This is a genomic window from Pseudoalteromonas sp. APC 3495 (assembly GCF_030407645.1).
Lineage (GTDB): Bacteria > Pseudomonadota > Gammaproteobacteria > Enterobacterales > Alteromonadaceae > Pseudoalteromonas > Pseudoalteromonas tetraodonis.
This window is the reverse complement of the sequence record NZ_JASDDA010000088.1, coordinates 1-3,341: the sequence shown is the minus strand read 5'-3', so window position 1 is coordinate 3,341 and position 3,341 is coordinate 1. Positions and strand designations below refer to the sequence as shown.

Annotated in this window: 3 protein-coding genes; all 3 read left to right on the top strand. The window is 35.9% G+C overall.

Annotated elements, in window-relative coordinates; translation table 11 throughout:
- Positions 1-215, top strand: a 215-nt coding sequence (locus tag QL984_RS18290; RefSeq protein ID WP_290173217.1) for a hypothetical protein, incomplete at its 5' end; no start/stop codon positions are given.
- A gap of 17 nt (positions 216-232) precedes the next feature.
- Positions 233-1,639, top strand: a complete 1,407-nt coding sequence (locus tag QL984_RS18285) for a mannose-1-phosphate guanylyltransferase/mannose-6-phosphate isomerase (RefSeq protein WP_036956292.1) — start codon at positions 233-235, stop codon at positions 1,637-1,639.
- A gap of 39 nt (positions 1,640-1,678) precedes the next feature.
- On the top strand, positions 1,679-3,094 hold the full coding sequence (locus tag QL984_RS18280) for a phosphomannomutase (protein WP_290173214.1): 1,416 nt from the start codon (positions 1,679-1,681) through the stop codon (positions 3,092-3,094).
- Positions 3,095-3,341 lie beyond the last annotated feature (247 nt).

Sequence of the window (3,341 nt, the reverse complement as noted above, 5' to 3'; positions counted from 1 at the left end):
ATAACAATATTTTTAAAGCTAAGCTTGATTTTAAGTTTTTAAGTATAAGTTTAATTATTTTAATTCCATACACTAATTTCTTCTTTTTTGAGCAAGCTTATGTTTTTCCAAGCAACTATTTACAGGCCGTTTTAAATGTTCTTTTATTTTCGGCTTTTGCTCTCCCTTTAATTTTAGTGCTTTATTTTTTATTTAGAAAAAAGTTTATTAATTAATATCAAAAGGAATAATAATGATATTACCAGTAATTATGGCAGGTGGTTCAGGTACTCGTTTATGGCCGTTATCGCGTGGCAATTATCCAAAACAATTTTTAGCGTTGGATGATTCAAATACAACAATGCTACAACAAACAATCAAACGTTTAAGTGGCATTGAGCATTCGCCAGCTATGCTTATCTGTAATGAAGAACATCGCTTTATTGCCGCTGAGCAGGTACGTCAACTAGATGTTCAGCATTCAGGTATATTCTTGGAACCTGTCGGACGTAATACAGCTCCAGCTATTGCTTTAGCAGCTCTAAAAGCAATAGAAAATGATCAAGATGCTTTACTACTCGTGCTTGCAGCTGATCATGTTATTGAAAATCCAATAGCATTTCAGGAAAGTGTTAAAAATGGTGCAGAGTTGGCTAAGAGAGGAAAACTAGTCACTTTTGGTATTGTTGGAGATAAGCCAGAAACCGGTTATGGTTATATTAAACGTGGTGAACAATACCAAACAGGCTTTGTAGTTGATAAATTTGTAGAAAAACCAAGTTTCGATGTGGCAGAACAGTACATAGAAAGTGGTAATTATTACTGGAATAGTGGCATGTTTATATTTAAAGCGAGTCGCTATTTAGAAGAATTAAAAACATACCGCCCTGATATTTATTCAGCATGTTCAAGTGCGATGAAAGTTCAGAGTGATGATATGGATTTTATTCGTGTTGATAAAGCTGCGTTTGAAGCATGTCCAGATGAGTCTATTGATTATGCAGTGATGGAACATACCAAAGATGCAGTTGTTGTCCCTATGGATGCAGGGTGGAACGATGTAGGTGGTTTTGCTGCTTTGTGGGAAGTATCAAAACAAGATGAAAGTGGCAATGCATTTAATGGTGATGTAAAAGCTATAAATACAAAAAATACATTAGTTTATAGCGATGACAAATTAATAGCAGCAGTCGGCGTTGAAGACCTAGTAATCATAAATACTAAAGACGCTGTATTAGTTGCACATAAAAATGAATCACAAAAAGTTAAAGCAATAGTACAGCAGCTAAAAGATGAGCACCGAAGCGAAGCTACTTTTCATAGGGAAGTCTATCGCCCTTGGGGTAAATATGACTCGGTTGATAGCGGTGAACGCTTTCAAGTAAAACGTATAACAGTTAAACCAGGTGCTAAGTTGTCGGTTCAAATGCATCATCATCGCGCAGAGCATTGGATCGTGGTTTCGGGTACAGCAAAAGTTCACCTAGACGGAAAAGAGCAATACTTGACAGAAAATGAGTCCGTATACATCCCTATAACTTCGGTACATGCACTTGAAAACCCTGGTAAAGTGAACCTTGAACTTATAGAAGTGCAGTCTGGTTCGTATTTAGGCGAAGATGACATAGTTCGTTTTGAAGATAGATATGGCCGAACATAAAAGTGGGTAATTTGATAGTAATTATATTTAGAGGGCACTATGGATAGTTCGATTCTTATTGAACAAAGCGGCATTGAGTTTGGCACTTCAGGAGCCAGAGGATTGGTAACACAGTTTTCAAATGAAGTTTGCTTTGCTTTTACCTTGGCATTTTTAAGCACTCAAGGCGAGGTAAAACGAATTGCATTAGCAATTGATAATCGCCCAAGTAGTCCTGCAATTGCTAAAGCATGTTTTAGTGCTGCCAGAGCAATGGGTGTTGAGGTTGATTTTTACGGAGTTATACCAACGCCTGCCCTTGCTTTTAAATCTCAAGAGGATTCAGTACCGGCAATAATGGTAACAGGCAGCCACATCCCATTTGATCGCAATGGGTTAAAGTTTTACACCAAAACAGGTGAAATTACTAAGGCAGACGAAACAAATATCTTATCAGTTAAAGCTAAAGTTAATAATGTCTCACTTTTCACTTTGCCAGAACCAAGTAAAGTTGCTTTTGAGTTATATTTAGAACGCTACTTGAATGTTTTTTCAAATGATTTACTTAAGAATAAAAAAATTGGTGTTTATCAGCACTCAAGTGCTGGGAGAGAACTTTATCCATTATTATTCAGAGCATTAGGTGCAGAGGTTGTTTGCCTTGGTTACAGCGATAATTTTATACCAATAGATACTGAGGCTGTAGGCGAATCTGATAGAAAGCAAGCGAAAGTTTGGTCTACAGAATATAAGCTGGATGCTATATTTTCTACAGACGGTGACGGGGATCGTCCTTTACTTGCCGATGAAAATGGGAATTACTTTACCGGTGATATTTTGTGTTTATTAGCAGCTAAAAGTCTAGGGATTCAATCACTTTCTGTTCCTGTAAGTTGCACTAGTTCAATTGAGAAAAGTGGATTCTTTAAAAAAGTAATACGCACTAAAATTGGTTCCCCTTACGTGATTGAGGCATTTAAAGCGCTTCAAGAAGATTACAGTAGTGTTGCTGGTTTTGAAGCTAATGGCGGGTTTTTATTAGCTTCTGATATCTATATAGAAAATACAAAAATCACTAGTTTAGCTACAAGAGATGCATTGTTGCCTGTGTTAGCGGTATTAAGCCTTATTGGCAATCAGAAGCTTTCGTCAGCGTTAGAGCTTTTGCCCCATCGTTTTACCCATAGCGATAGATTACAAAATATCGATAAAGGATTGAGCTCATCTATTATTAATTTAGGGAAGCAAGAACCAGAAAAGCTTTTGTTGATTTTTAACTTAGAGGATCTAAAAATAGCTAGTGTTATTGATATAGATGGCCTTCGTTTAACCTTCAGTAATGAGGACGTTGTGCATATAAGGCCTTCGGGTAACGCACCTGAGTTAAGATGTTATACCGAGAGTAATAGCTTTCTAAATGCAAAAATATTGGCCGATAAAGTATTGGCATCTATAGAACATTACATTAAATCTTAGGCATTTATAATAATGGCTTTTTTTTTATAAGGTAAAGTAACTTTTTACCAACCTCGCCTTTTTATTCATTAGTGATTATTAAGGCGAGATTTATAAAAATCACATCTTTAGCTTTTAAGCCCCTACCAAATTATTTCCTACTTGCAGATATTAAGTTAAGTGTTTTTAACTTATACGCTAATAAGCTTTTATTTTCTCTCTCAGTATATTTTGTCTTTAAAACTTGTTTTCTAGTTGTTGATTAAGC